Raw genomic sequence first — 25,884 nt, forward strand, 5'->3', positions numbered from 1 at the left:
CGGCCGATGACATCAGGCGGGGGCGCGGGACCTTCGGGGGCGGCGGTCAGCCGCGGTGCAGCACCCGGTTCAGGGCTCGCTGCGGGGCGGACGGGCGCAGCAGCGCCTGCGCGGCCAGGTGCCCGGAACCGCCGCCGAGGCCGGGGCCGGGGTGGGTGAAAGCGCCGATGTGTAGCAGTTTCTCGACGCCGGTGCGGTGACCGGTGCCGGTGCCGGGCCGCCACAGCAGCGACTGGTCGAGCTCGGCAGCCCCGCCGTACGGGTCGCCGTGGACGGCGTTGGCGTTGGCGGCCTGCAGGCCGGTCGGGGAGATGACGTGCCGGCCCACCACCCGGTCACGTAGCCCGGGCGCATACTCGGCCACCCGGTCCAGGACCCGGTCGGCGTAGGCGTCGGCCAGTTCCGGGGTCCACCCGCCGCTGACGTCCAGTTGCCCGGCTGCATCGCCGACGGGCGCCCACGGGACCTCCTGCAGTTGCAGCCACAGGGTGGCCGCGCCGTCCGGGGCGCGGGTCGGGTCGAGGACCGTCTGCTGGCCCACGACGACGGTCGGCGCCGCGGGTAGCAGACCCGCCTCGGCCTGGGCGCAGGCGACACCCGTGCTGTCGGCGCCGTTGCTGACGTGCACCAGCGGCACCGCGTCGAGACGGTCGTCGGTCCAGCGCAGCGGCCGGTCCAGGGCCAGGTGGATCTGGGTGGCCGCCCGGCCCGGGCGGTGGCGGGCCACGGCCTGCCGGCCGTGGTCGTCGACATCGCCCGGGGCGAGCAGGGTCTGGTAGAGCCGGCCAGTCGAGGTGGAGGCCAGCACGGCCCGCTTCGCGGCCAGGCGGGTGCCCGAGACATGTACGGCGACGGCCTTACCGTCCCGGACCTCGATGCGGTCGGCCGGGTTGCCCAGGTACGTCTCGACGCCCCGTTCGGCCAGCAGCGCGGCGAAGGCGGCGGTGAAGTTGGCCGCACCCCCCTCGACGATCGGTAGCCCGATGGCGTGCATGGTGAAGGCCATCACCGGCAGCATCAGCCCGCCGGTGGCCTGGTCCGGCGCGAGACCGGCGTGCAGCAGCCACGGCGACCACAGCTGGTCGACCTCCCAGCCGGTGAACCGCTCACGAACCAGGCCACGGCCGGACTGGGTGGCCACCCGGGCCAGCTCGCCGAGACCGGCGCGGCCGAGACCACGCAGCGCCCCGAGTCCGAGCCGCGCACTGTCCCCCGCCGTCAGCTCCGAGCCCAGCGCCCCGAAGACGTGCGGCGCCCAGCTCTCGAACTGGGCCAGCATCCCCGCGTACGCGTCGGCGTCCGCCGGATGCTCGAACAGCTTCGCGGTGAGCGCGGCGTCGCGGTCGGCGACGACGGCGCCCCGCTCCGACACCGACGCGGTCACCGGGCCCTCAGCGTGCCGGTAGACCAGCCCGTGCCGGTGCAGGTCGGGGCCGAGCGTCCCGTACCCGGCGCCGCCGACGAACAGCGGATGCCAGGACGAGAACGTGTCGTGCACGTATCCGGGGGCGGTGAGCTCGCCGGAATCGATGAAACCGCCGATCCGGTCACGCTCGTCGACCAGCGCGACCTTCCAACCGGCGCCGGCCAGTTCCGCTGCGGCCACCAGGCCGTTGATGCCGGCTCCGATGACGACGGCGTCGTAGGTCGCGCTCATGCCCGCACAGCCTGCCGCGGCTCGGCCGCGGTGTCACGTGCCGGCGCGCCGTGGCAGAGGGTTCCGCGGGCCCGGAGCCGCTGGGCCAGCGCCGGGGTGATGCCCCGGTAGTCCTGCGGGCAGATCGGCAGCAGCCACTGCTTGGCCCGGGTCAGCGCGCCGACGTTGATGCCGACGTCGGAGAGCACCTCGTCGATGTTGTGCACCGAGAACGGGATGACGTTGGTGCCGCGGGCGTGCTTGCCGCGGGTGCGTTCCCGCATCCAGGCCAGCCGTTCGGTGACGCGCGCGAGCATCACCTCGCGACTGGGAAGCGTGTGGTTGCCGCCGAGCAGCGAGCCGATCCAGATGGCGGACACCTCGGCCGACAGCGGCGAGAAGAACGACGAGTTGTACCCGGCGAAGCTGAGGTCCGGCACGTTGACCGGGTGGATCTGCCGGTACAGCAGGAAGTCGCCGTTGTCGTCGGTGAGCTGGTCCACGACATCGGCGGGCAGGCAGGGGATGTCCTGCGTCCAGCCAGTGGCGGCGACGACGACGTCGACCGGGATCTGTTCACCGGAGCCCAGTTCGGCGTAGGCGCGGCCGTCCCGCTCGACGAACCGGCGGATGATGCTCTCCCGCTTGACGGTGATCGAGCCGTCGGCGACGCCCTCGAAGAATCCTTCGGAGACCAGCGAGACGGTGGACCGGGCGATGTCGGCGAAGCGGCCGTGCGGCAGCAGCCCGATCTTCTTGAGTCCGAGCTGGCCGGTGGTGACCTTCTCCACGCTGCCCAGCATCTGGTTGGCCATCATCGAGTTCCGCGCGTGCAGCACCTTCTCCGGCCCGGAGATGACGCGATAGCGGAACAGTCCCTCGCCGAGGCGGGTGAGCATCAGGTACTTGTAGTTGACGATGCCCTTGATCTTGCGGGGCATCTTCCAGAGCAGTTCGCGGGCGACCACGGTGGTGGAAGCGGCGACCTTGGAGATCTCGACGGTGACGTCGCAGGCCGACTTGCCGTAGCCGAGCACGATGACGTTCTTGCCGCGCACCTGCTCACGGTCGTGCCAGTCGCTGCCGGGAATGATCTGCCCGCCCAGCTTCTCGAACAGGTCGGCGCCCGGGATGGTCGGGATGAACGGGCGGGAGAAGATCCCGCTGGCCATCACCAGGTGGTCGACGTGCTCGGTGCCGGCGGCGGTGGTGACGTTCCAGCCGCCGCCCGGTACGGGGGCGGCGTGGGTGACCTCGGTGCCCAGCCGCAGCAGCGGCCGCAGCCCGAACTTCTGGGCGTAGGACTCCAGGTAGGCCTGCACCTGTTCGCCTGCCGGCCATTCCGGGTAGTCGGCCGGCATGGCCAGGTCGGACAACGAGTAGGTGCCCTTGTCGTTCTGCGTCTTCAAGCCCGGGTAACGGCGCGTGGCGCTCCACACGCCACCGACGTCCGGGGCCTTCTCGTAGACGACGACGTCGTGCCCGAGTTCGGTCAGGACCTTGGCGGACGACAGGCCGGCGAACCCGGCCCCCACGATGGCGATCTTCATGACGGTGCCTCTCACTCGCTCAACTGCGGGATGGCGGGGACGGTCCGCTCGGGACCGATCGCGGAGTAGCCGCCGTCGGCGGCCCAGTCGGCGCCGGTGACCACCGAGGCGTCGTCGGAGACCAGGAACGCGACGACGTGGCCGATCTCGGCGCCGTCCCCGACCCGGCCGGTCAGGTGGAACGGGGCGGCGACCCGGTCGGTCTTGGCGCGGTCGCCGCCGGAGAGGTCGTCCATGATCTTCGACCAGGTCCAGCCCGGGCTGACCGAGTTGACCCGGATGCCGTCGGCCGCGAAGTCCAGCGCCATCGACCGGGTCAGCTGGACGATGGCGGCCTTGGACGCCGGATACACCCAGCGGCCGGTCTGGCCGACCTTGCTGGAAATGGACGTGAAGTTGACGACCGCCGCGTGCTCGCTGGCCTTCAGGTACGGGTGGGCGTGCCGGACGGTCTCCACCGCGCTGACCAGGTTGACGTTCAACGCGGTCAGCCAGTCCTGACGGCTGGTCCCGAACCCGTTGTCCAGGTAGGTGGCGGCCAGATTGACCACGATGTCGATGCCCCCGAACCGCTCGGCGGTGGTGGCCACCAACGCGGCCAGCGCGGCGTCGTCAGTGATGTCGGTGCGGACGAAGACGACATCGCTACCGAGCTTCTCAGCGGCCACCCCGCCGGCCTCGTCGACGTCGGCGACCACGACGCGGGCCCCGGCGCGGGCCAGTGCGCCGACGACGCCGTGGGCGAGCAGGGTGGCGCCGCCGGTGACGATGGCGGTGCGACCGGACAGGTCGGGCATGGGTGGGCCTCCGTTCCCTCCACGCGGGCGGCGACCGCGCGTGATGGGAGGGGACGCTAGGTCCGGGCACCGGTGACGGACTATCCGTGCGACGCGGTGGTCGTCCGCGGAACGCGACCAGGACTCAGGTGATCCGGCGGTGGACGGGCTCGGCGGTCGCCGGAGGTTCACCGACCTCGTCCACGGTGTGACCGGTGCACGCCCGGGCGGTGACCGTCGCCCGCTCGATCCGGGCGACGGTGAACCACCGCATCGCGTCACGGAGGCGGCACCAGCCGATGAGGTACCACTGGCCGTGGCGGGCGGCGAAGAGCACCGGCTCGACGTCACGGGTGGTCGTGGTGCCGTCCGGCGCGGTGTAACGGAGACGGACGATCCGCTGGTCGGCCATCGCCTGCTCGATGGCCGATCGGACGGCCCGGGGAGCGGCCGCCGGGGCGTCGACCCAAACCCTTCCGGCGAGATCATCGGCGCGGGAACGGGTTCCGGGGTCCAGCACGTCGACGATCTTGCGAACGGCGGCTGCGGCCAGGTCGGCGTACGGTGCATCGGCCGCGGCGGACACCGCCGCCATGAGGGCCACCGCCTGGGCGGGCGAAAGAGTGACGGGCGGCAGGGAAGCGCCGGCGGCCAGCCCGTAGCCGCCGCCCGGACCCGGTCGGGACCAGATCGGGGCGCCGCTGCTCTCCAGCGCGGCGAGGTCCCGCTTGACGGTCCGCACGGAGACGCCGAACTCGGCGGCCAGGTACTCCGCCGAACACCCCCGCTGGCCGTGCCGGCGCAGGGTCTCGGACAGCGCGAGCAGGCGTTCGGTGCGCTTCACCCCTGGACACCTCCCCCGATTAGTGACACAGATGGTGTCATACCGCTGTCCTCGTCGGCTGCGAGAGTCGGGGCATGGCCACCACACCGTTGCGCCCGCCCGTCGTCCTCGTCGCCGGTCACTGGCTGGGCGGCTGGGCCTGGGACCAGGTCGTCGCACACCTCGTCGACGGGGGCCGCCCCGTCGTCGCCCTGACCTTGCCCGGGCTGTCGGCCGACGATCCGGAGCGCACGACGCGTACCCTCGACGACCAGGCGGCGGCGATCGTCGACACGATCCGCGGGCCCGAGATCGCCGGCCAAGGAGTCGTTCTCGTCGCACACAGCGGCGCGAACGCGCCCGTCAGCATCGTCCTCGACCGGCACCCAGAGCTGGTCCGGCGAGTCGTGTGGGTCGACTCCGGTCCGGTCGCCGCCGGGACGGTCTTCGCCCCGGACCTGCCCGAGGCGGTCACCGAGCTGCCGCTGCCGCCCTTTGACGTTCTCGGCCAGCAGGCCAGCCTGGCGGGGCTCAGCGAGGCGGACCTCGAACGGTTCCGCGCCCGCGCCGTGCCCGAACCCGCCGCCGCGCTCCGGCAGGCGATAGAGCTCACGAACCCGGCCCGCCACCGGGTGCCGACGACCCTGGTCTGCTGCTCGCTAGCCGGAGACCGGATGCTGGAGTTGGCCCGGGCGGGTCATCCGATGTTCGCGCCCGTCACGGCCCTGGAGGACCTGGAGCTGGTCGATCTGCCGACCGGGCACTGGCCGATGTGGAGCCGGCCCCGGGACCTGGCCCGCGTCATCGACGCCGCCGCCCGGCGAGTCAGCTGACCGGTCCGGACGCCATCCGACGCAGCTGGAAATGCTGCACCTTCCCGCTGGTGTTGCGCGGCAGGGCGGCGCAGAACCGGATGTCTCGCGGATATTTGTAGGGCGCCAGCCGCGCCTTCACGTGGTCCTGCAGGGCGCGCACCAGCTCGGGTGACTCGGGGACCCCGGGGCGCAGCACGACGAACGCGCAGACCACCGATCCGCGGTCGGGGTCGGGGCGGCCGATGACGGCGCATTCCACGACGTCGGGGTGGGTGTGCAGCGCCGCCTCCACCTCGGGCGCCCCGATGTTGTAGCCGGAGGACACGATCATGTCGTCGGTCCGGGCGCAGTAGTAGAAGTAGCCGTCCTCGTCGCGGCGGAAGGTGTCACCGGTGACGTTCCACCCGTGCTGGACGTAGGTGGTCTGGCGGGAATCAGCGAGGTAGCGGCAGCCGACCGGGCCGATCACCGCCAGTCGCCCCTCGACCCCGGGCGGGAGTTCCTGCCTGTCGGGACCGAGGATCGCGGCCCGGTAGCCGGGCAGCGGACGCCCCGTGGCGCCGCGCCGCACCTTGTCCCCGGCGGCCGAGATGAAGATGTGCAGCAGTTCGGTGCCGCCGATCCCGTCGACCACGTCGATGCCGAGGGCCCGCAGCTCGTCCCACGTCTCGAGGGTGATGTGCTCACCCGCACTGACCGCCATCCGCAGGCCGCGCAGCTGATCACCCTGACCCGCCTTCAGGATCTGCCGGTATGCGGTCGGGGCGGTGGCCAGCACCGTGACCCCCTGCTCCGCCACCACGCCGGCCAGGTCCGCCGGGGCGATCGCATCGGTCAGCAGGGCGCAGGCGCCCGCGCGCAACGGGAACACGACGAGCATGCCGAGGCCGAAGGTGAAGGCGAAAGGTGCCGTGCAGGCGACGATGTCATCCGGAGTGAGCTGCAGGATCGTCCGGCCGAACGTCGCGTCGATCGACAACAGGTCGCGGTGGAAGTGGGTGGTGATCTTGGGGACGCCGGTGGTGCCCGATGTCGGGCAGAACAACGCCACGTCGTCGCCGGCGGTGTCGACCGCGACGAAGCCGCCGGTTTTCCCCTCGACCCGACGGAGCAGGTCGTCGTCGCTCGCACCGCCCATCGGCACGATCACCAGCCCCGGGGCCGCCTCGTCCCGCACGGTCTCGACGTCGGCCAGGAACCGGTGCTCGACCAGGGCGATCACCGGCCGGGTCGCGGCCATCACCGGCCTCAGCTCACCGGCCCGCAGCGCCGCGAACACCGTCGTGGCGATCCCGCCGGCCTTCAGCGTGGCCAACCAGGCCGCCACCATCCACGGTGTGTTGGGCGACCGCAGCAACACCCGGTTGCCCGGCCGGAGCCCGAGATCCTCGACCAGGACCTCGGCGATCTGGTCGACGCGCTGCTGCAGCTCGCCGTACGTCCACATCTCGCCCTGGGGGGTGCGCAGTGCGGGCCGGTCGGGGCCGAGCCGGGCGATGGTGGCGTCGAGGATCGCGACGGCCGCGTTCACCCGCTCCGGATGCACCAGCTCCGGGGTGGTGAACTCCAGGACCGGCCACTGGCCGGGGGGCGGCAGATGGTCCCGCGCGAACGTGTCCTCGTACCCCGACGGTGACATCGCCATGAAAGCCTCCTCGTCGCAGCGGGTCGGTCATCCGACGATGCCGGGACCGACCTCGGTGATGGTGGTGTCGAGCGAGCGGAACGGGTCGGGCACGAAGCCCACCGGGCGGGGCAGAACAGCAGACGACCGCCGCCGTACCCGGGGGCCCGGCGGAGGACCGAACGGTCAGGCGCCGGGCCAGTGCCCGACGGCGTAGGCCAGGGCGCGACCTTCGAGCGCGGCGACCAGATGCTCGAACAGCCGGGTGGCGTGCGGGCCGGCCCAGTCGCCGGGCAGCAGGTCCCGGGGCAGCCCGGGGTCCCGGAACGGCAGCCGTCGCCAGGCGTCGACGACGTGCAGGTAGGTGGCGAAGGCGTAGGCCGGGGTGATGAGAGCCGCCCCGGCCAGCGACTTCTCGATCGATGAGTGGGTGGCGACGAAGTCGCGGTAGCGACCGTCGATGCCCGCCAGGTCCCAGCTCTCGGCCACCAGTGCGCGGAGATCCTGGCCGGCCACGTACGACCCCACGAAGACGGCGCTGTAGTCGGTGAGATCCAGTTCGGCGATGGCCCGTTCGGCCGCCGGCAACATGCGGGCCGGCGCGATCCAGGTCGCCGTCCCGGTGTTGCCGAACCCCAGCGTGGTCAGGTGCGACCGCAGCTGCTGCCGGCGGCTGCGCATCGACTCCGGAACCGAGAAGTTGACGATGCACCAACCGTCGTCCAGCGCCGCGGGTTGCCGCGCATGCCAGATGATCTCGTCGCCCTGGGCCAGCACCTCCAGCGCGTGCGGCGTCAGCGCGTACCCGCGGACGCCGTCCCGGGTCTCCGGCGTCAGCCAGCCCCGCTTCTTCAGCCGGAAGACGGCGGTGCGGACCGTCTGACCGTCCAGGTCGACGGCGTCGAGCAGGTCGATGGCCCCACCGATCGGCAACCAGTTGCCCATCCGCCGGACGACGGCACCGAGGAACGAGACGACCAGCGTGCGCGGGGCCCGGGGGCTGCCCTGCTCCGCCAGTTCGGCGACCGCACCCGGGGGCTCCCCGTCCTCCTCGGAACGGATGGGAGCGGACGCCGGCCGGGGCGAGGGGATGACCGGCGGGCGACTCACCCGGACGATGATGCCACCCGGGGCGAGCATCATGGCTCGTCCACAGCGTCGGTCGCGGTCCCGTCCGGGTCCAGGGCCGACCGCCAGGTCGCCGGCCAGGGGCTCGGCCCGCCGCCCGCGGCATCGACGTGCACCGTGACGTACCGACCTCGGGCCGCGAGCACCGCCGGTTGACCGGCGGGCCCACCCCAGACCTCGAACCCGAGGGTCAGGGAGGTCCGTCCCATCCGCTCGACCGTCACGGTGGCGCCCACCTCGTCGCCCGGCCGGAGCGACGCGGTGAAGTCGGCCTCGTAGCGGACCCGCGGGGCCACCGGGAAGTAGCCGGTGAGGCCCACCCCGCGCATCAGGTCCGCCTCGGCCGCCTCGGCCCACCGGGCGATGGACGTGTTGTGGTGGATACCGGCCGCGTCGGTGTCGACCCAGTGCACATGCGTCCGGTGGACACCGCTGAGCGCGGTCACCCGACGGCCGCCGGGACCCGGGGCTGCCAGCGCACGTGCTCGGTCTGCGGCGCACCGTCCCGCAGCAGCGACAACCGCGGCGGGATCTTGTCGGTCCGCGACGTCGGTGGCTTGCGCCGACCGGCCCGCCATGGGGTCGGCCAGATCGCGCCCGCCCCGGTGTAGTCCTGCTGGGCGGCGGCGTGCAGCGTCCACGACGGGTCGTAGAGGTGGGTGCGGCCCAGCGCGCAGATGTCGGCCCGGCCGGCGAGCAGGATCGAGTTGACGTCGTCGTGCGACGAGATCGCGCCGACCGCGATGACGGCCACCCCGGCCGGGGCGGCGACCTCGTGCCGGATCCGGTCGGCGAACGGGGTCTGGTAGGACCGCCCGAACGCCGGCTTCTCGTCCTTGGTGACCTGCCCGGAGGAGACGTCGATCGCCGCCGCCCCGTGCTCGACGAAGGCCCGGGCGATCTCCACCGCGTCGTCGGCGGTGTTGCCGTCCGGTACCCAGTCGTGGGCCGAGATCCGCACCGTCACGGGGACACTCGCCCCGCCCGGCTCGGCCCGCACCGCGTCGCGGACCGCGTCGAAGACCTCCAGCGGGAACCGCAGCCGGTTCTCCAGCGACCCGCCGAACTCGTCCGCCCGCCGGTTGGCCACCGGGGACAGGAACGAGGACAACAGGTAGCCGTGCGCGGCGTGCACCTCGATGAGATCGAACCCGGCCTGCACCGCCCGGCGTGCGGAGGCGACGAAATCGGCGACGACGGCGTCCATCTCGGTGCGGGTGATCTCCTTGGGCACATGGCAACCCGGCCCGTACGGCAGCGGGCTGGGGCCCACGACCTCCCAGTTGCCGGACTCCAGCGGCTGATCGATGCCGTCCCACATCAGCTTGGTCGAGCCCTTGCGGCCGGAGTGGCCGAGCTGGACGCCGATCTTCGCGCGGGAGTTCTCGTGCACGAAGCCGGTGACCCGGGCCCACGCGTCACGCTGCTCGTCGGTCCACAGACCGGGGCAACCCGGGGTGATGCGGGCCTCCGGCGAGACGCACACCATCTCGCTCATCACCAGGCCGGCACCGCCCATGGCCTTGCCGCCCAGGTGCACCAGGTGGAAGTCACCGGGGACACCGTCCTGGGCGACGTACATGTCCATCGGCGAGAGCATCACGCGGTTGACCAGTTCGAGGTCGCCGATCGTCGTCGGCTGGAACATGGCCGGCCCCGGCTCACCGCCGGCGCGGCGGGCGAAGGCGGACTCGACCTCGCCGGCGAAGTCGGCGTCCCGGTCCTTGAGGTTGTCGAAGGTGATGCGGCGCGAGCGGGTCAGCAGGTTGAAGACGAACTCGGTCGGGTCCTGATCGGCGTACATCCCGATCTGCTCGAACCACTCCAGCGACGCCTGGGCGGCCCGCTGGGTCGACTCCACGACCGGCTTGCGTTCGGTCTGGTACGCCTCCAACGCGGCCGGAACGGTGTCGTGCTCGTGCAGGCAGGCGGCCAGCGCGAGGGCGTCCTCCATGGCCAGCTTGGTGCCCGAACCGATCGAGAAGTGCGCGGTGTGCGCGGCGTCGCCGAGCAGCACCAGATTGCCGTCGTGCCACCGCTGATTGCGCACGGTGTGGAAGTTCAGCCACTTCGAGTTGTTCGTCAGGACCTGGTGGCCGACCAGTTCGTCGGCGAAGATCTGCCGGATCCGGTCGACGGCGTACTCGTCCGACACCCCGGGCGGGAACTGCTGCTCCGCGGTGGCGTCGAAGCCCGCCCGGTGCCAGACGTCCTCGTGCATCTCGACGATGAACGTCGACCCGGCATCCGAGAACGGGTAGCCGTGGATCTGCATGGTGCCCCACTGCGTGTGCTTCACCACGAACTGGAACGCCTCGAAGACCAGGTCGGTGCCCAGCCAGATGTACTTGTTCGGGCGGCGGTCCAGCGACGGACCGAACGCGTCCGCGTACTTCGTCCGGACGGCCGAGTTCAGCCCATCCGCGGCGACGACCAGATCGTGCGTCCGCCGGAGATCCTCGGCGTCCGGCGCGACCGACCGGTAACGGACGTCGACCCCGAGTTCAGCCACCCGCTCCTGCAGGATCTGCAGCAGCTCCTTGCGGCTCATGGCCGCGAAACCCTGACCACCGATGGTGAAGTGCTGCTCGTCGACCTGGACGTCGATGTCGGTCCACCGGGCGAACCGCCGTTCCATCCGGTCGTGCACGACCTGGTCGGCGCCCTCGATGCTGCCAAGGGTCTCGTCGGAGAAGACGACGCCGAACCCGAACGTGTCGTCCGGGGCGTTGCGCTCCCAGACGGTGACCTCATGCTCGGCATCCAGCTGCTTGAGCAGGGCGGCCAGGTAGAGCCCACCCGGGCCCCCGCCCACGATTGCCACCTTCATGTTGCAACTCCCGTCTGAGCTCGAGCGGATCGCAGAAGTCCTTCTTGGACGACGGTGGCCAGCAGCACCCCGTCACGGTCGAAGAAGCGCCCCAGGCAGGTGCCGCGGCCGGACTCGACCGACAGCGCCTCCTGGGCGTAGAGCAGCCAGTCGCCCATGACGACCGGCCGGTGGAACCAGACGGCGTGGTCGAGGCTGGCCGTCACGAGACCCGGCTCGGCCCATGCGGTGTCGAGCACCCGCAGCGCGGACTCGAGGATGGTGTAGTCGCAGACGTAGGCCAGGGCGGCGGTGTCCCGCTGTGCGTCCGTCAATCCGTCGACCGGACGCAGGGTGTCGAACGGCCGGATCCACAGGGCCTGGTGCGGCACCCGGGCGCCCTCGACCTCCAGGTACACCGGGCCCGGGACGTGCCGCATGTCGAAACTGCGCCCGTGCGACCAGTACTCGCGCGACTCGTCGGTCATCGTGCCGCCGGACCGGCCGGCCAGCACCTGCGCCGACGACGGCAGGGTGTCCGCGTCGGGCAGGTCGGCCGGCGGCTCCGGCGCGAAGCTGCCGCCCGCCTCGCCGGCGGCGAAGTTGGCCAGACAGACGTAGACCGGCTTGCCGTGCTGGAAGCCGCGGACCTGCCGGGTGCTGTAACCCCGTCCATCGCGGAGGATCTCGACCTCGTACCGGACCTGCCCGCCGATGTCGACAGGGCGGAGGAAGTAGGAGTGCGTCGAGTGCAGGGTCTTGCCGCCGGTGACGGTCCGCATCGCCGCGACGAGAGCCTGCGACACCATGTCCCCGCCGTAGGCCTTGGGCCACGGGCACGGCTGGGTGGTCGCGGTGAAGGCGACGTCGAAGACCTCCGCCGGGCACTCGGTGAGCGTGATCGCGTCGGTGAAGGTCGCCGAGGTGGCGACAGTGGTCGTCACGGCCGGTCCGTCCAGTCCGGCAGTTCACTGTCGTCGACCTGCGGCAGGTTGACGACGATGTTGTCCGGGGTCCGGGTGGTCATCCACGTCAGCGGGTTGTTCCGGTCGAGGTTGCACTCGACGTGCGGCATGTGCGGCGGGACGAAGACCCAGTCGCCTTCGGACATGTCGATGTAGTCCTCGAACTTGCGCCCGAAGTAGATGCGCGCCTTCCCGGAGAGCACGAACCCGCCCGTCTCGGCCTCGCCGTGGTGGTGCGGCACCGAGCGGTACCCGGCGAGGTTGTGCACCTTGCCGAACCAGATCTTGGTCGCCGGGGTGTGCTGCGGGCTGACCCCGGAGATCCGAGTGGCTCCTTCGCTCTGACCGGTGTTGTCGGGTTCCTCGCCGCCGCGGGTGACGACGGGGACGACCAGGCCGCTGTCGCCGACCTCGTCGTACTCGCCGTCGCCGCCCGGGGTGTGCGCGTGCGGGACGTGACCGTGGCTGTGGCTGTGGAACCGCCCGTCGCCGTGGTGGTGGTGGTCGTGGGAGTGGGTCTCGGATCGCATCGCGGGCTCCTTCGCGAACGGCTGGACGAGCGGTCTGGGTGCGGCGGGGGCCGGGTCAGGCCCGCAGGCGGACGGTGTTGCGCAGCGTGCCGATGCCGTCGATCTCGGTCTCCAGGACGTCGCCGTCGGCCAGGAAGCGGGGCGGCGTGCGGGTCATCCCGACCCCGCCGGGGGTGCCGGTGAGGACCAGGTCGCCGGGGCGCAGCACGGTGAACGTGGAGACGTAGGCCAGCAGCTCGGCCGCATCGAAGACGAGGGTCGCCGTGCTGTCGCGCTGGACCTCCTCGCCGTTGATCCGACAGGAGATGGCCAGGCCGGCGGTGGGGTCGACCTCGTCGGGGGTGACGACGACCGGCCCGACGGGCGTGGTCGCGTCCCACGCCTTGCCCTGCAGCCACTGCAGGGTGCGGCGCTGCCAGTCCCGGGCCGAGAGATCGTTCGCGACGGTCCACCCGCCGATGCCGGCGGCCGCGGTGGCCCGGTCGGCCCGGTGCAGGGTGCGCCCGACGACGACGGCCAGCTCGGCCTCCCAGTCCCACTCGGCCGACGGGTCAAGGTGCAAGTCGTCGGTGGGGCCGGTGAGGGTGTCGGCGAACTTGGCGAACAGAGTGGGGAAGCGGGGCAGCTCCCGGCCGGTCTCGGCGATGTGCTCGCCGTAGTTCAGTCCACAGCACAGGATCTTGCCCGGGCGGGGCAGCGGGAGGACGGGCACGGCGTCGGGCACGACGACACCCGCCTGCCCGGCCACTGCGGCCGGGTCGAGCGCCTCGCCGGCTCCGGCGAACAGCGCGGACAGATCGGGTGCGGGCAGGGCCCGCCAGTCGGTGCCGTCTAGCACCGCGGCAGTGGTTCCGGTGGAACCCATGACGGTTGCCAATCGCACGGTGGGCCTCCTTCGCTGACGTATTTCAGTTTTCGCACGATCGTTGCCACGGTGTCAATACCGTTGTTACCGTGCTGGCGTCCGAGCCGACCGATCAATCCACAAGGAGTCGCCGTGTCCCTCACCCCGGTGCCCGTCAACCCGGCGTCGCTGGCCAAGCCCAGCGGGTACTCGCACGGCACGCTGGCCGGCAACACGCTCTACCTCGGCGGACAGACCGCCCTCGATGCGCGGATGCGGATCGTCGAAGGGGGCATCGTCGAGCAGTTCCGTCAGGCGTTCGGGAACGTCCTGGCCACGCTGCGCGAAGCCGGCGGCCAGCCGTCCGACCTGGTCAGCATCACGATCTTCCTCACCGACATCCCCGACTACCAGGCCCACGGCCGTGAGATCGGGCAGGTCTGGCGGGAACTCGCCGGGCCGGTCTATCCGGCGATGGCGGGCATCGGTACCACCGGCCTGTGGCAGCCCGATGCGCTCATCGAGATCATGGGCGTGGCCGTCATCCCGGAGGAACGAGTGGTCCGCCCGACTCCGTAGAGTGTTTCGTCGAGATGACGACCGTCCCATGGTTGACATGGCCACGGGCGCGTGGACGATAGGGACACCGCCCACACCCCGGGAGCCCCCTGATGTCCACGACACTGCTGTCCCGGCACCGCCGGGTCGCGACGACGCGGCTCGACGAGGCGCGCGGCACGATCGGTGCGTCGTTCTGTCCCCACCAGCTGGCGCTGACCCAGCGAGGCGGCCGGCTCGACATGGTGCACAACGCCGCCGCCATCGGCCGGGACGTCACCCTGAACTACCTGCGCTACGGCGACGAGGTACGGATCGTCCCCGGACGCTTCCACTCCTTCTATCTCGTGCAGGTGCCGCTGGCCGGACGGGCGCGGGTCCGGGTCGGCGACCGCATCGTCGCCTCCGACTCCACCCGCGCCTCCCTGGGATCACCCACCGAGCCGGTCGACATGGTCTGGGGCGACGGGTGCGAGCAGCTGCTCGTCCACATCCGACGGGAAGCCGTGCAGGCCCTCGCCGGCGGTCCGGACGCCCCGCCGGTGGTCTTCGACCCCGTCGTCGACCTGTGCTCGCCCGGAATGCGGTCCTGGCTGCGCCTGGTGCACCTCGCCGTGGACGACATCGAGGCCGGCGGCGCGCTGGTCGGGTCCGAACTGGCCGCCACCCATCTCGAGCAGAGCCTCATCGCCGCACTGCTCGCCGCCCAGCCGAACACCACCTCCGCCGACGCCCCCGCCACCACCATCGGATCGCGCGCCGTGCGGCTGGTCGTCGCCGCCGTCCAGGCGCAGCCCGAGAAAGCTTGGCGACTCACCGATCTCGCTCAGGTCGCCGGGGTCTCAGCCCGGTCGCTGCAGGAGGCGTTCCAGCGCCACCTGCAGATCACGCCGCTGGAGTACGTGCGCCGGACCCGGCTCGAACGAGCCCGCCGGGACCTGCTGGACGCCGACCCCTCGGGCACCTCCGTCACCGACATCGCCGCTCGCTGGGGCTTTTTCCACCTGGGGCGCTTCTCGCAGGTCTACCGGGCGACGTTCCACGAGCTGCCCTCGCAGACCCTCGCCAGCTGACCGGCCTCTCTCCCGGTCGGTAAAGAATGCCGCATCCGCAGGGGTGGTAGCGGCGTTCTTGACCGACCCGCAGTGGTGGGCGGTCAGGTCTTGTCGGCGTAGCTGTCGACGACGGCGGGATCGACGGGGATCCGCACCCCGGTCCCCGGGAAGACGAGCGCGCTGGCCGAGTCCGCCGCCGCGGTCACCGCGGCCGCCGCGTCCGCGGCCCCGGACTCCGGGACGTGCAGCACGATCTCGTCGTGCTGGAACAGCACCACCGCGGTCGGGCCGAGCGCCTGCCGCACCTGGGCCAACCAGACCGACGCCCAGTCGGCCGCCGATGCCTGGATGACGAAGTTCCGGGTGAACCGCGAGCGGTCGGCCGTCAGGCGGTCGGCGCGGGACCGTTCGGCGGCGGTCGCGTCCGGCTGGGTGCCGATCTCGACCGTGGACCGCCAGGACGGCGACGGCGGTGGGCAGGCCCGACCCAACACCGACGTGACGGTGCCGCCGCGCGCCCCCTCGTCGGCTGCCCGCTGCAGATGCCCCATGGCCTGCGGATAGAGCCGGCGCAGCGTGGGCAGCAGCCGTCCGGACTCCCCCGTCGTCGCCCCGTACATCGCCCCCAGCAGCGACAGCTTGGCCCGGGCGCGGTCGCCCCCGAAACCGTCGGCGGCCAGCGCGTCGTAGAGGTCGGCCGCCGCGGCCCGCTCCCGCAGGCCGGTGTCCCCCGACACCGCGGCCAGCACCCGGGGCTCGGCCTGCGCGGCGTCGGCCACGATCAACCGGTGGCCCGGATCAGCGACCACGGCCCGGCGCAGCGCGCGCGGGATCTGCAGGGCGCCCCCGCCGCGACTGGCCCACCGGCCGGAGACCACTCCGCCGGGCACGTACTCCGGACGGAAGCGCCCGTCCCGCACCCAGGTGTCGAGCCAGTCCCAGCCGTTGGCCGTGAACAGCCGGGCCCGTTCCTTGTAGTCGAGCAGCAGCGGGACGACCGGATGCGGGATCTCCCGCAGGATCGATGATCTTGTCGACTCGACGGCGTAACCGACCCGGGACAGCGCAGACCGGAGCTCCAGCGGGGAGTCGGGATTGACCGGGAATCCGAACGCCTCGCCGATGGCGGTGACCAGGGCCGCCAGGCGTGGCGGCCGCTGCCCGAAGCCCGGTCGGGCGCCCAGCACCTCGTCCAGCAGCTCCCGGTGCCGGTCGGCCCGCCAGGGCAGGCCGGCCGCCGTCATCTCCACCGCGGACAGGCCGGCACTGGATTCGGCGGCGACCAGCAGTCGCAGCGCACCGTCACCCGCGGTGTGCGCGAGCTGGTCGACCAGTTGCCGACGGGCGTCGTCCGGCCCGCCGATGCCGGCCGGGGGCCTGTCCGCTCCGGACCCGGCGGCGGCGCGGCGGCGCGGCGGCCGCGGACCGGGGACGGCGTCGAACAGGCCCGGGCCGTCATCCAGCGGCGGCAGCGCCGGGGCCGGGTCCGGTACGGCGGTGACATCGCCCGCGCGGGCGCGCAGGATCCGGTCGGTCGCCGCCAGGTCGTGGGCGCGGCTGAGCGATACCCCGGCTCGCCATAGGGGCGGGTAGTCGGCGCTCAGATCGCGGCAGACCCAGCGGGCCCGGGAGGTGTCGAGGTCCCGCAGTTCCGCCGTACCGACCGATCGGGCCGAGCTCAGCGGGTCGCCCCGGGCATCGAGGTCCTGGACGCGCCAGTGATCGCCGGCCCCGGTCTGGGCGGTGGCGAGCAGCAGGCGGTGAACCGGGGTGGGCTCGGCGGACAGCGGACGTCAGCCCCCGTCGGGCCGCAGCGAACGGCGGATCGCGGCCAGTCGCTCCGCGGCGGCCTTCTCCCGGTCGGCGGCCTGCTCGGCGGCCGTCCGGGCCTCCTCGCCCTGGGCGGCCAGTTCGGTGCCGCCCTCGGCCCGGGCCAGCCGGCCCTCGATCCGGTCCCGGACGAAGTCCAGGTTGGGCACGCCGCTGTCGGTGTAGTCCGTCGGCGGAGGGGGCGGCAGGGTCAGTCCGTCGTCGGAGTGGTCGGCGGGACCGCCGGGCGTGCTGCTGTCGCTCATCGTTCCTCCCCCAGGGTGGGCGCCGATCGGGCGGGCTGGCCGCCGGTCGCACCCGGTGTGCCGCCACCGTACGACGCCCCCTGGATCGCTGTCGGGTGGACGCGACCCGATCGGGGACGGAAGCCGGGAGACCTTGCCTAAGTTACTGGCGAGTAATAACCTGGGTTCACATTCGGACGTGCCGGAATTGTCCCGTCGGATGCCGCCCCGTTCGCCCTGTGGTCCCCCCGACCCCGGAGCCGACGCCTCGGCACCGACGGGGGCTCGGCGAACGGACAGACGAGGAGCCGGCCATGGGTCACTACCGTTCCAATCTCCGCGACATCGAATTCACGCTGTTCGAGGTGCTGGGCGCGGACGCGAGCATGGGCCGCGGCCCGTTCGCCGAGATGGATGCCGACACCGCCCGCACCGTGTTGAGCGAACTGGAGACGGTGGCCAGTGGGCCGGTCGCCGCCTCGTTCGCCGACGCCGACCGCAACCCGCCGGTCTACGACCCGCAGACCTTCAGCGTCACGCTCCCCGAGTCGTTCAAGAAGTCCTACCGCGCCGTCGTGGACGGGGAATGGTGGCGGCTCGAGCTGCCCAGCGAGCTGGGCGGTTTCGGGGCCAGCCCGAGCCTGCGGTGGGCGGCCGCCGAACTCGTGCTCGGCGCCAACCCGGCCTTGTTCATGTACTCCGGCGGCCCCAACTTCGCCGCCGTCGTCCACCGCAACGGGACCCCGCTGCAGCAGCAGATGGCGCAGACCACCATCGACCACCAGTGGGGGTCGACCATGGTCCTCACCGAGCCGGACGCCGGCAGCGATGTCGGCGCCGGCCGGACCCGGGCCATCCGTCAGACCGACGGCACCTGGCACCTGGAGGGGGTCAAGCGGTTCATCACCTCCGCCGAGTCCGACGTGGTCGACAACATCATCCATCTGGTGCTGGCCCGCCCGGAGGGCGAGGGCGTCCAGAACCGGCCCGGCACCAAGGGTCTCAGCCTGTTCATCGTGCCGAAGTTCCTGTTCGACCCGGCCACCGGCGAGCTCGGCGACCGTAACGGCGTCTTCGTCACCGGCATCGAACACAAGATGGGCCTGAAGGTCTCGACGACCTGCGAGCTCAGCTTCGGGGTGAACGGCACCCCCGCTGTCGGCTATCTGCTGGGCGAGGAGCACAACGGCATCGCCCAGATGTTCCAGATCATCGAGTACGCCCGGATGATGGTCGGCACCAAGGCGATCGCCACCCTGTCCACCGGTTACCTCAACGCCCTGGAGTACGCCAAGCAGCGTGTCCAGGGTGCCGACATGACCCGGATGACCGACAAGACCGCGCCCCGTGTCGAGATCATCCGCCACCCGGACGTCCGCCGGATGCTGATGAAGCAGAAGGCGTATGCGGAGGGGCTGCGGGCCGTCTACCTGTACACCGCGAGCTGGCAGGACCGCATCGCGCTGGCGGAGGCCGGTGCCGAGGGCGCCGAGCACGTCGACCTGTCCGTCGCCGCACACGTCAACGACCTGCTGCTGCCCATCGTCAAGGGCGTCGGGTCCGAACGGGCCTACGAGAACCTGGCCCTGTCGCTGCAGACCCTGGGCGGGTCCGGCTACACCCAGGACTACCCCATCGAGCAGTACATCCGGGACGCCAAGATCGACACCCTCTACGAGGGCACGACGGCCATCCAGGCGCAGGACTTCTTCTTCCGCAAGATCGTCCGCGACCAGGGCGCCGCGCTGGGGGTGGTCGCCGGCGAGATCGGCGCGTTCCTGCAGGCCGGGCTGTCGGAGAACGGCGACGGCCGGCACAAGGAGGAGCTCACCCTCCTCCGTACGGCCGCTGAGGACGTGCAGGCCATGGTCGGCACGCTGGTCGGTTTCGCACTGGCCGCCCAGGCCGATCCGCGCTCGATCTACCGGGTCGGGGAGCACGCCGTGTCCCTGCTGATGAGCGTCGGCGACCTGCTGATCGGCTATCTCCTGCAGCGCCAGGCCACGGTGGCCCAGCAGGCCCTGGACCGCGGCGAGGCCTCGGCGAAGGACGTCGATTTCTACACCGGCAAGATCGCGGTGGCCCGCTGGTTCGCCCGCAACGTGCTGCCCGAGCTGACCGCCCGTCGGGCGATCGTCGAGGCCGCGGACCTGAGCCTGATGGACCTGCCGGACGGGGCGTTCTGACGATCCCGCCCGGCTCGACGGGGATGATCGAGCCGTGTCCACACCCTCCGACGCCCGGCGACGCCGCCCGACGACGAGGACGGACCGGCCCGACCTGCTGGCGGCCGGCGCCACCTCGATCGCCGCGCTCGACGTGGCGGTCGCGACCTGCCGGGCCTGCCCCCGGCTGGTGGCCTGGCGCGAGCACGTCGCCCTGGAGGCTCGCCGCGCCTCGTTCCGGCACGAGACGTACTGGGGCCGCGCGGTTCCCGGGCTCGGGCCGGACGACGCGCGGGTCCTCGTCGTCGGGCTCGCCCCGGCCGCGCACGGCGCCAACCGCACCGGCCGGATGTTCACCGGCGACCGCTCGGGCGACGTGCTGTTCGCCGCCCTGCACCGGGCCGGGTTCGCCTCACAGCCGACGTCCGTGCACGCCGGCGACGGCCTGACGCTGACCGACCTGCGCATCACCGCGCCGGTGCATTGCGCTCCGCCCGACAACGCCCCCACCCCGCAGGAGCGGGCGAACTGCTCGCCGTACCTGGCCCGCGAACTGGAGCTGCTGGCGCCGACCGTCCGGGTGGCGATGGTGCTGGGCGGCTTCGGCTGGGTCGCGCTGCTGCGAACCCTGACCGAGCTGGGGTGGACGGTGCCCCGCCCCCGCCCGAAGTTCGGCCACGGCGCCACCACCACCGTGACCCACCCCGACGGCCGCTCGCTGACGCTGGTCGGCAGCTACCACGTCAGCCAGCAGAACACCTTCACCGGGCGGCTGACCCCGGCGATGCTCGACGAGGTCCTGACCCAGGTCCGCCGACTGGCCGGACTACCGGTCGGGTCGCCCGCCGCGCTCGCCGACGCCGACGATCCGCGCTGACGCTGATCTTCATCGCGTCGGAGAGCGATAGTGGAGCTCCGAATGGCACGTTGGTCAGCGTCAGCTGGGTTCCCCGGCGTCAGCCCTTTTCGGTCGTGGCCGTCTCGACCGCGCGCAGGTGGCGGTAGTCGGGCAGCACGAACTGATCGGCCGGCGGCTGGAAGAGCGTCGTCTCGAAGCGGCGGAGAGGCCCGGCCGCGGCGACCCGGAACGCCGTCCGGAGGGCGGCCACCCCCAGTCGAGTGCGCGGGTGCATGACGCCAGGGGCGCCCGGCGGGAGCTTCTGCGCCCTGGTGACGTACGGCCGCATCCGCTCCTCGTAGCGGGCGAGGGCGTCCTGATGGTGCACGTGCGCGGCCAGCTCGCCGGCGAGGACGTACGCACCGACCAGGGCCAGGCTCGTGCCCATGCCGCTGACCGGCGAGGCGCACCAGGCGGCATCGCCCAGCAGGGCGACCCGCCCGTCGGACCAGCGGTCGGCCCGGACCTGGCCCAGATCCTCCAGGTAGAGGTCGTCGACATCGGGCAGGGCGGCGAGGATCCGGTCGCTCTGCCATCCGGCTCCGGCGAACCGTCGCCGCAGCACATCCTTCTGGGCATCCATCGACCGCAGGTCGGCCGCGACCGGTGCCGACCGGAACGACAGAGTGACCCGTTGACGCCCGACATTGTCCGGGCGCAGGGTGATCGACCGGCCGCCGGTCGCGTTGTACCAGCGCCACCAGGTGCCGTCCTGGGCATCGGCGGGGACGCGGGGCACCGAGAAGTAGCCGATCGACACGCCGAGGCGGCGTTCGTGCACGCCAAAGGCGTCGGCGAGCCGGCCGCGGGTGCGCGAGTTGATGCCCTCGGCGAGCACCACGACGTCGCAGTCGAGCGTCGTCCCATCGGTCAGCGTGACGCGCGCGGCGCCGTCCGCCGGCTGCTCGATCCGGTCCACCTGGACGCCGAACCGGTAGTCCACGTCGTCGCGGGTCCGCTCGTGCAGGAGCTCGGCGAACTGCCCCCGCAGGACCTCCCGTTCGGCGGTGGGTCCGTCGGTCTCGCCCGGGGTCTGCGGGAACTCGCCGACCGCGCGCCCGTCGCAGTCGACGAAACGGGTGCCGATCTCACCGGTTCCGCGGGCGCCGACCTCGTCGTCCAGACCCATCCGGCGCAGGACTTCTCGTGCCGCGCCGCGGATGTCGATGTTCTGGCCGCCGGTGCGCAGCTCGGCGAACCGCTCGACGACGGTGCAGCGGAATCCGTACCGCACCAGCCACCAGGCGAGCGTGGGGCCGGCGATGCCGGCGCCGGAGATGAGGACGTGTCGTGGGGTCATGCCGGGAGCGTTCCACCAATTACGTTGATAGTCAATGTCATTGATAACCAATGCTGTTGATTGTCAACGAGTGGGGCCAACCGGTTACCCTCACCGCATGGCCGTCTCGTCTCCCCCGCCGCCGGACCCCGGCGACGATCTGCGATCCGGCGCCCAGGCGTTCGGGAACCGGCAGCAGGTGTTCGAGCACTACCTGGCCGGCCAGCTGGGCGTCGACCACTCCGGTCTGATGGTGATGAACCTGCTGCTGACCCAGGGACCGACGACCCCGACCGAACTGGCCGGCCGGCTCGGGATCTCCACCGCCGCCATGAGTCTCGTGCTCAACCGGCTCGAGGCCGCCGGGCACACCCGCCGGGCCCGACACCCTTCCGATGGTCGCAAACTGGTGGTCACGGCGCTGCCGGAATCGGGCGCCCGGGCGATGAGCCTGGTACAGCCGGTGATCGACGGCATCGACCGGATCGCCGCGGAGATGACCCCGGCCGAACGACGGACGGTGCTGGAGTTCTTCCGGCAGCTGATCGAGGTGTACGACGCCGCGGTCCACCCGGCCGGCCCCGCAGCACCTCCCTCGGCGTCGCCGCCGGCCTGAGCCGGTCAGCTGCGGCGCCGGGCGGCAGCGGAACTCGACGCGCGCGGCTTGCGGCGGCCCGTCGCCGTCCGCGACCGACCCCCGCCCGTTGCTGCACCGCCCGGGCGACGCGGGATGCGCTGGTCGGTGAGCGGCCCGTCGAGCAACGGGAGCACCGCCCGGACGGCCTTGGTGACGTCCAGCCCCATCTCGTACGGGAACTGGCGGCTGGTGCTGTGCCAGGCGTTCGGCACGATGTGGTCGGACCGGATGTCGATGCGGGAGTTCATCGCCCCGAAACTGTCGTGCTCGCAGGTGATGTCGATGACCCGCTCGCACCCGGCCGGCATACCCACCTTGGCGCAGAGGGTGATGACGGCCGTCCTCTCGGTGACCTCGATGAACCGCTTCGGATCGTTGGCCCGGAGCCAGTAGAGCGCCTCGGAGATCATCAGGTTGCCCTTGGAGTGACCGACCAGCAGCTCGATCGACCCGTCGGACTCGATGAGGTGCAGCAGGGTGTCGACGTCCTTACTGGTCCGCACGAACGACACCAGTTCGGAGGCCTCCAACTGGTCCTCGGCCGCTCCGACGAGTTGCGACCACGGGGTGACCACCTTGGCCGCCTGCCGCATCAGGTTGATCCCGCCGTACCAGAACCACCCGCCCATCGCCTCGGCGGCCAGGTCGGACAGTCCGTGCCCGGAGACGACCGCGGCCACCGGCGCCCCGATGGCATCGGCGACATCCCGCGACAGCGCCGCGCCACCCAGGGCCGAGCTGGCCACCCCGGCGACCGCGACAGCGGTCACCGGATCGTCGGCCGCGGCGTAGGTGGCGAAGTCGCGGTAGACCCGCACCGTCCCCTGACCGGTCGGCGGGACCACGACCACCGCACCTTCCGGTGCGGCATCGGTGCCGAGCAGGGCCGTCTCCTCGTCGGTGATGACGTCGACGTCGTAGAACAGGGCGTCGAGCATCGCCTCCGGGCTCCGCGGACGCCCGGTCGTCGCCCGACCCGCCACGCCACCCCAGCCGGGCATGGCCGGGAAACCGCCGAACGCCGGCATCACCGGGAAGCCGCCGAACCCCGGCATCGCCGGCATGCCCGGGAACGCCCCGAAGCCGTTCCATCCTGTCGGTCCTGCGCCAGTCCGCATTGCTCTCCCCCGTCGCCGACGATGCCTCCGCCGGTTCGGACCGTAACCGGGGCGGCAAGTGATCCTCCGTGGGGCGGACGAAGAACTCCCGAAACGGGGTCGCGGCGAACCGGCCGCCGGCCCATCGCAGAGCGCCAGCCGGGCGCTCAGGAACGCAGCGTCGTCACGACCGACCATCGGCCAATTGCAGCGCCAGCCGGGCGCTCAAGAACGCAGCGTCGTCACGACCGACCATCGGCCAATTGCAGCGCCAGCCGGGCACTCAGGGTTGGGTCGTCCTGACGGGGGCCGGCCTGCTCCAGCAGCAGATCGGCCCGGCGGCCGGTCAGGGTCAGGGTCATCAGGTCGTTGCCGAAGTACGGTCCCGAGGTGCGGGTCCATTCCACCGGCGGCCGGGGCACCCGGGCGATGGTGCCGAGCAGGACCCGGGTCGACCGTTCGGCGATCCGGCTCCAGGCCGCCCGGAATCCGACCTTGACCACGGCTGGCACCCGGTTGTGCAGCGGGGAGCAGGTCAACTGGTAGACCTGCGAGCGCACCCCGTCGGCCGGGGTGAATTCCGGGTGGGCCACGTAGGCGTGGTGGACGTCCCCGGACAGCACGCAGACGGTCGCCGGGGCCTTGCCGTCGGCGGTGGCGTAGTCGCCGCGACCGACGGCGGCGATCATCGCCGTGAATCGCTGGAACGACTCGGAGAACGCGGCCCAGTGTTCGAAATCAGCGGCGCGACGGAGCTTCTCGGACACCTTGGCCGCCCACTTGCCGCGCCGGCCGGCGCACATCAGCTCGTTCCATGCCTCGACGTCGTGCAGCGCCCGCGGCATCAACCAGGGCAGGGAGGTGCCGATGAGCAGGTGCTCGTAGTCGCCCTCGACCTGCTGCTCGATCCAGTCGAACTCGGCGTCGCTGACCATCGTCCGGCGGCCGTCGGCCAGGATGCGCCCGCACCGGGAGTCGATGACCAGCAGGCGGACGTCGCCGAAGTCCCGCCGGTACGACCAGCGGGCTCCCTTGGCCCCGTCGGCCTCCGCATCGGCCGCGACCGCGAACTCCCGCAGGATCGGCTCGGCGTCGCCGCCGTCCCGGCCGGCCTCGAGAACCTTTGCGTAGAGATCGTTCTCGGCCAGCTCACCCACGCTCAGATTACCGATGTGCTGGTAGACCCAGTAGGACGACAGCCCGCCGATGATGCGCTCGGACCACCAGTCGGTCTTCTTGACGTCCTGCCGCCAGGCCTCCGAGGTGTTCCAGTCGTCCCGGACGTCGTGGTCGTCGAAGATCATCGAGCACGGAACGGTCGACATCAGCCAGCGGACATCGGGGTCGGCCCATGACTCGTGATAGAGCCAGGTGTATTCCTCGAAGTCGGCGACCTGGTCCTTCGAGCCCTTGGTGATGTCCCGCTTGGCCTTGATCTTCTTCTGGGTCGCCGGGGACGTCTCGTCGGCGTAGACCTGGTCGCCCAACATGATCAGTGCGGTCGGCCAGCGGTGCAGCGGGTCGGTGTCGTTGTCGCCCAACCGGTCTCCCGCGACCCCTGACACCTGGCGGGCCAGACGACGGCTGTACCCGTCGAGGGCGTCGGCGTCGTAGCCCTTCGACGTGCCGATGGCCTCGGCGGTGGCATAGCGGCAGGAACCGAACGCGATGCGGACGGGGCGGTCCTGGCCCAGGGTGGCGATCCGGCTGGCCGGGAAGGTGCTGTCAGCCAGCGGCCAGACCTGGGCGCCGTCGATCTGCACCGTGTACTCGTTCGTCGATCCAGGGGTCAGACCGGTGACGACGACCAGCGCGTAGTGGTGCCCGGCGACGGTGAACGTCTCCTGCGAGCAGCCCAGCACGGTGACCGTGGCCGGGGCGTCGGTCTCCACCCAGACGGTCGCATCGGTCTCGCCGACGTGCCGCAGCACGGGGCCCAGCAGCAGGTCAGTCACACCCATGCCCTTTCCCTCCTGGACGGTCGCCGCAAACATGCACGAAGCCGGCCGCCCTGTCGCGGGCGGCCGGCCCCGATGCTGCGCGGCTGGTCAGGTGGCGCTGATGTCGTCGTCGACCCAGTCCATGGTCTTGGTGACGGCCTTCTTCCACTGCCGGTACAGCCGGTCGCGTTCGGTGGGGTCCATCTGCGGGTTCCACCGCTTGTCCTCGGCCCAGTTGGCGCGGATGTCGTCCTCGGATTCCCAGAACCCGACGGCCAGGCCGGCGGCGTACGCCGCGCCCAGGGCGGTGGTCTCGTTCACCACCGGCCGGATCACCGGGACCCCGAGGATGTCAGCCTGGAACTGCATCAACGTCTCGTTGACCACCATGCCGCCGTCGACCTTCAACGCGGTCAGGTCGACCCCGGAGTCGGCGTTCATCGCATCGAGCACCTCACGGGTCTGGAACGCGGTGGCCTCCAGCACCGCCCGCGCCAGATGCCCCTTGTTCACATACCGGGTGAGACCGACGATCGCCCCGCGGGCGTCGTCCCGCCAATAGGGGGCGAACAGGCCGGAGAACGCGGGCACGAAATACGCCCCACCATTGTCTTCCACGGTGTTGGCCAGCGTCTCGATCTCCGGGGCCGAGGAGATGATGCCCAGGTTGTCGCGCAGCCACTGCACCAACGACCCCGACA

Annotated in this window: 23 protein-coding genes; 6 read left to right on the forward strand and 17 right to left on the reverse strand. The window is 71.8% G+C overall.

Annotated features, from left to right (window positions below; genetic code table 11):
• Positions 1–46: 46 nt before the first annotated feature.
• From FDO65_RS17930 to FDO65_RS17945, 4 genes are all read right to left on the reverse strand, one after another.
• On the reverse strand, positions 47–1,657 hold the full coding sequence (locus FDO65_RS17930) for a phytoene desaturase family protein (protein WP_137451106.1): 1,611 nt from the start codon (positions 1,655–1,657) through the stop codon (positions 47–49).
• Positions 1,654–3,186, reverse strand: a complete 1,533-nt coding sequence (locus FDO65_RS17935; RefSeq protein WP_137451107.1) for a flavin-containing monooxygenase — start codon at positions 3,184–3,186, stop codon at positions 1,654–1,656. The genes FDO65_RS17930 and FDO65_RS17935 overlap by 4 nt, the downstream gene beginning before the upstream one ends.
• A gap of 11 nt (positions 3,187–3,197) precedes the next feature.
• Positions 3,198–3,983: an SDR family oxidoreductase gene (locus FDO65_RS17940; protein WP_137451108.1), complete on the reverse strand. Its 786-nt coding sequence runs from the start codon at positions 3,981–3,983 to the stop codon at positions 3,198–3,200.
• Between the two features lie 124 nt (positions 3,984–4,107).
• A complete protein-coding gene (locus FDO65_RS17945; RefSeq protein WP_137451109.1) occupies positions 4,108–4,806 on the reverse strand; it encodes a helix-turn-helix transcriptional regulator in 699 nt (232 codons plus the stop codon).
• A 74-nt stretch (positions 4,807–4,880) separates the two neighbouring features.
• Here FDO65_RS17945 and FDO65_RS17950 point away from each other — a divergent pair, with 74 nt between their 5' ends.
• Positions 4,881–5,618 carry an alpha/beta fold hydrolase gene (locus tag FDO65_RS17950; RefSeq protein WP_137451110.1) on the forward strand — a complete coding sequence of 246 codons (738 nt, stop codon included), beginning with the start codon at positions 4,881–4,883 and terminating at the stop codon, positions 5,616–5,618.
• Here FDO65_RS17950 and FDO65_RS17955 read toward each other — a convergent pair.
• The 7 genes from FDO65_RS17955 to FDO65_RS17985 form a co-directional block, all read right to left on the reverse strand.
• Positions 5,611–7,245: an AMP-binding protein gene (locus tag FDO65_RS17955; protein WP_137451111.1), complete on the reverse strand. Its 1,635-nt coding sequence runs from the start codon at positions 7,243–7,245 to the stop codon at positions 5,611–5,613. The two genes, FDO65_RS17950 and FDO65_RS17955, sit on opposite strands and share 8 nt — an antisense overlap.
• Positions 7,246–7,410: 165 nt before the next feature.
• Positions 7,411–8,367, reverse strand: a complete 957-nt coding sequence (locus FDO65_RS17960) for a PaaX family transcriptional regulator (protein ID WP_205850143.1) — start codon at positions 8,365–8,367, stop codon at positions 7,411–7,413.
• Complete coding sequence (locus FDO65_RS17965; protein WP_205850144.1) at positions 8,364–8,798, reverse strand: acyl-CoA thioesterase; 435 nt, start codon at positions 8,796–8,798, stop codon at positions 8,364–8,366. The genes FDO65_RS17960 and FDO65_RS17965 overlap by 4 nt, the downstream gene beginning before the upstream one ends.
• Positions 8,795–11,182 (reverse strand): bifunctional salicylyl-CoA 5-hydroxylase/oxidoreductase, encoded by a 2,388-nt coding sequence (locus FDO65_RS17970; RefSeq protein ID WP_137451112.1) that lies wholly within the window; start codon positions 11,180–11,182, stop codon positions 8,795–8,797. The genes FDO65_RS17965 and FDO65_RS17970 overlap by 4 nt, the downstream gene beginning before the upstream one ends.
• On the reverse strand, positions 11,179–12,105 hold the full coding sequence (locus FDO65_RS17975; RefSeq protein WP_137451113.1) for an acyl-CoA thioesterase: 927 nt from the start codon (positions 12,103–12,105) through the stop codon (positions 11,179–11,181). The genes FDO65_RS17970 and FDO65_RS17975 overlap by 4 nt, the downstream gene beginning before the upstream one ends.
• Positions 12,102–12,521, reverse strand: a complete 420-nt coding sequence (locus FDO65_RS17980; protein ID WP_137451142.1) for a cupin domain-containing protein — start codon at positions 12,519–12,521, stop codon at positions 12,102–12,104. The genes FDO65_RS17975 and FDO65_RS17980 overlap by 4 nt, the downstream gene beginning before the upstream one ends.
• 190 nt (positions 12,522–12,711) lie before the next feature.
• The gene (locus FDO65_RS17985) at positions 12,712–13,539 is read right to left on the reverse strand and encodes a fumarylacetoacetate hydrolase family protein (protein ID WP_137451114.1); all 828 of its coding nucleotides are present in this window, start codon (positions 13,537–13,539) and stop codon (positions 12,712–12,714) included.
• Between the two features lie 114 nt (positions 13,540–13,653).
• Between FDO65_RS17985 and FDO65_RS17990 the strand changes: the two genes are divergently transcribed.
• On the forward strand, positions 13,654–14,079 hold the full coding sequence (locus FDO65_RS17990) for a RidA family protein (protein ID WP_137451115.1): 426 nt from the start codon (positions 13,654–13,656) through the stop codon (positions 14,077–14,079).
• Between the two features lie 92 nt (positions 14,080–14,171).
• A complete protein-coding gene (locus FDO65_RS17995) occupies positions 14,172–15,131 on the forward strand; it encodes an AraC family transcriptional regulator (protein ID WP_137451116.1) in 960 nt (319 codons plus the stop codon).
• A gap of 83 nt (positions 15,132–15,214) precedes the next feature.
• Here FDO65_RS17995 and FDO65_RS18000 read toward each other — a convergent pair whose 3' ends face one another.
• Entirely contained in the window at positions 15,215–16,900 is a 1,686-nt protein-coding gene (locus tag FDO65_RS18000) for a bifunctional 3'-5' exonuclease/DNA polymerase (protein WP_137451117.1), read from the reverse strand.
• Between the two features lie 6 nt (positions 16,901–16,906).
• A complete protein-coding gene (locus FDO65_RS18005) occupies positions 16,907–17,188 on the reverse strand; it encodes a hypothetical protein (protein WP_137451118.1) in 282 nt (93 codons plus the stop codon).
• Positions 17,189–17,481: 293 nt separating this feature from the next.
• Here FDO65_RS18005 and FDO65_RS18010 point away from each other — a divergent pair, with 293 nt between their 5' ends.
• Entirely contained in the window at positions 17,482–19,353 is a 1,872-nt protein-coding gene (locus tag FDO65_RS18010; RefSeq protein ID WP_137451119.1) for an acyl-CoA dehydrogenase, read from the forward strand.
• A gap of 94 nt (positions 19,354–19,447) precedes the next feature.
• Positions 19,448–20,209 (forward strand): uracil-DNA glycosylase, encoded by a 762-nt coding sequence (locus tag FDO65_RS18015; protein WP_137451143.1) that lies wholly within the window; start codon positions 19,448–19,450, stop codon positions 20,207–20,209.
• A gap of 79 nt (positions 20,210–20,288) precedes the next feature.
• On the opposite strand, the gene FDO65_RS18020 is transcribed toward FDO65_RS18015, so the two are convergent.
• Positions 20,289–21,530, reverse strand: a complete 1,242-nt coding sequence (locus tag FDO65_RS18020) for an FAD-dependent monooxygenase (RefSeq protein ID WP_137451120.1) — start codon at positions 21,528–21,530, stop codon at positions 20,289–20,291.
• Positions 21,531–21,627: 97 nt separating this feature from the next.
• Between FDO65_RS18020 and FDO65_RS18025 the strand changes: the two genes are divergently transcribed.
• The gene (locus FDO65_RS18025) at positions 21,628–22,125 is read left to right on the forward strand and encodes a MarR family winged helix-turn-helix transcriptional regulator (RefSeq protein ID WP_137451121.1); all 498 of its coding nucleotides are present in this window, start codon (positions 21,628–21,630) and stop codon (positions 22,123–22,125) included.
• A gap of 5 nt (positions 22,126–22,130) precedes the next feature.
• Here the strand turns inward: FDO65_RS18025 and FDO65_RS18030 are convergent, their stop codons facing one another.
• From FDO65_RS18030 to FDO65_RS18040, 3 genes are all read right to left on the reverse strand, one after another.
• Complete coding sequence (locus tag FDO65_RS18030; protein ID WP_137451122.1) at positions 22,131–23,264, reverse strand: hypothetical protein; 1,134 nt, start codon at positions 23,262–23,264, stop codon at positions 22,131–22,133.
• Positions 23,265–23,485: 221 nt separating this feature from the next.
• Entirely contained in the window at positions 23,486–25,198 is a 1,713-nt protein-coding gene (locus tag FDO65_RS18035; protein ID WP_137451144.1) for an alkaline phosphatase D family protein, read from the reverse strand.
• A gap of 93 nt (positions 25,199–25,291) precedes the next feature.
• Positions 25,292–25,884: FGGY family carbohydrate kinase (locus FDO65_RS18040; RefSeq protein WP_240757702.1), on the reverse strand; the 593-nt coding region annotated here is incomplete at its 5' end.

This window comes from Nakamurella flava, from assembly GCF_005298075.1.
Taxonomy (GTDB): Bacteria; Actinomycetota; Actinomycetes; order Mycobacteriales; family Nakamurellaceae; genus Nakamurella; species Nakamurella flava.

What these genes read in the sequence shown, in the direction of transcription:
- FDO65_RS17940 (WP_137451108.1), bottom strand. Translation starts at nt 3,983, where the DNA reads ATGCCCGACCTGTCCGGTCGCACCGCCATCGTCACCGGCGGCGCCACC.
- FDO65_RS18020 (WP_137451120.1), bottom strand. Translation starts at nt 21,530, where the DNA reads ATGACCCCACGACACGTCCTCATCTCCGGCGCCGGCATCGCCGGCCCC.
- FDO65_RS18030 (WP_137451122.1), bottom strand. Translation starts at nt 23,264, where the DNA reads ATGCGGACTGGCGCAGGACCGACAGGATGGAACGGCTTCGGGGCGTTC.
- FDO65_RS17960 (WP_205850143.1), bottom strand. Translation starts at nt 8,367, where the DNA reads ATGATGCTCGCCCCGGGTGGCATCATCGTCCGGGTGAGTCGCCCGCCG.
- FDO65_RS17955 (WP_137451111.1), bottom strand. Translation starts at nt 7,245, where the DNA reads ATGGCGATGTCACCGTCGGGGTACGAGGACACGTTCGCGCGGGACCAT.
- FDO65_RS18005 (WP_137451118.1), bottom strand. Translation starts at nt 17,188, where the DNA reads ATGAGCGACAGCAGCACGCCCGGCGGTCCCGCCGACCACTCCGACGAC.
- FDO65_RS17970 (WP_137451112.1), bottom strand. Translation starts at nt 11,182, where the DNA reads ATGAAGGTGGCAATCGTGGGCGGGGGCCCGGGTGGGCTCTACCTGGCC.
- FDO65_RS17995 (WP_137451116.1), top strand. Translation starts at nt 14,172, where the DNA reads ATGTCCACGACACTGCTGTCCCGGCACCGCCGGGTCGCGACGACGCGG.
- FDO65_RS17935 (WP_137451107.1), bottom strand. Translation starts at nt 3,186, where the DNA reads ATGAAGATCGCCATCGTGGGGGCCGGGTTCGCCGGCCTGTCGTCCGCC.
- FDO65_RS17930 (WP_137451106.1), bottom strand. Translation starts at nt 1,657, where the DNA reads ATGAGCGCGACCTACGACGCCGTCGTCATCGGAGCCGGCATCAACGGC.
- FDO65_RS18010 (WP_137451119.1), top strand. Translation starts at nt 17,482, where the DNA reads ATGGGTCACTACCGTTCCAATCTCCGCGACATCGAATTCACGCTGTTC.
- FDO65_RS17950 (WP_137451110.1), top strand. Translation starts at nt 4,881, where the DNA reads ATGGCCACCACACCGTTGCGCCCGCCCGTCGTCCTCGTCGCCGGTCAC.
- FDO65_RS18025 (WP_137451121.1), top strand. Translation starts at nt 21,628, where the DNA reads ATGGCCGTCTCGTCTCCCCCGCCGCCGGACCCCGGCGACGATCTGCGA.